The organism is Kocuria sp. KH4 (assembly GCF_053711175.1).
Window position 1 is genome coordinate 1 of the sequence record NZ_JBSJYX010000053.1, and the last position, 1,366, is coordinate 1,366.

Here is a 1,366-nt window from a genome sequence, read left to right on the forward strand (position 1 = left end):
TACTGCAACGACAGATTGTGACTGAGTGCCGAGTCTGGTATTTGGTGGTGTGTGCAGGCTCAGATGGTGCAGCAGTGGGCGGGCGCCTTTCCGGCGTTCTGCGGACGGTTCGCCGAACGGTTCCCGCGGGTGGAATCGCGGCGGCGGATGGCCGGCTATGTGCGCGGGCTGCTCGGGGAACTCGAGCGCAAGAACGGCTGGAGCCTGGCCGAGGCCGCCGGGGACACCGGCCCGGAGGGCATGCAGCGGCTGCTGAACTCCTACTCCTGGGACACCGACGGGCTGCGCGATGATGTGCGCCAGGTGGTGCTCGAGGCGATCGGGGACCCCGGGGCGGGGGTGCTGATCGTCGACGAGACAGGGTTCCTGAAGAAGGGCACCCGCTCGGCCGGAGTCGCCCGGCAGTACTCCGGGACCGCGGGGCGGATCGAGAACTGCCAGATCGGGGTGTTCCTGGCCTACGCCTCCGGGGGTGGCCGGGCGCTGATCGACCGGGAGCTGTACCTGCCCAAGGCCTGGACCCAGGGCCGGGAAAGGTGTACTGCGGCCGGGGTCCCGGAGGACCGGGACTTCGCGACCAAGCCGCAGCTGGCCCAGGCGATGATCGAGCGCGCCCTGCAGGCGCGGGTGCCCTTCGCCTGGGTGACCGGGGATGAGGCCTACGGCCAGGTCGGGGCGCTGCGGCTGTGGCTGGAGCGCCACGGGGTGGCCCACGTGCTGGCGGTGCCCAAGTCCCAGGCGGTGATCTCGATGGAGTTGCGCCAGCGCCGGGCGCACACCGTGATCGCCGAGGTGGCCCCGGAGGCCTGGCAGCGGATCAGCTGCGGGGACGGGGCCCACGGGCGCCGGCTCTATGACTGGGCGGTCGTGGACATCCGCCCGCTGCGGGATCCGCGCTACGGGCACTGGTTGCTGGCGCGGCGCTCGATCGGCGACCCGGACGAGATCGCCTACTACCTCTGCTTCGGTCCCGCCGGCACTGCCGTCTCGGAGCTGGTGCGGGTGGCCGGGAGCCGGTGGGCGATCGAGGAGTGCTTCCAGACCGCCAAGAACGAGACCGGTCTGGATCACTACCAGGTCCGGGACTACACCGCCTGGTACCGGCACATCACCTTGTCCATGGCCGCGGCCGCGTTCTTGCTCCTGATCCACCAGGACGCGAAAAAGGGGGGCCTACCGACAGCGTTGATTCCCGGCTGATCCCGCTGTCGATCCACGAGATCCGGCGCTTGTTCAACCGCATCGCCCACCCCGTCCACCACCTGCCCGAGCACATCTGGCACTGGTCGTCCTGGCGACGAACATGCCAAGCCCGTACCCGCGCCAGCCACTACAAACGCAGAGGTCACGATCTGTCGTTGCAGTA

General features: G+C 69.5%; 1 protein-coding gene. It reads left to right on the plus strand.

Annotated elements, in window-relative coordinates:
- The first annotated feature begins 63 nt into the window (after window positions 1–63).
- The gene (locus ACWCOM_RS18450; protein ID WP_454550195.1) at window positions 64–1,200 is read left to right on the plus strand and encodes an IS701 family transposase; all 1,137 of its coding nucleotides are present in this window, start codon (window positions 64–66) and stop codon (window positions 1,198–1,200) included.
- Window positions 1,201–1,366: the final 166 nt, after the last annotated feature.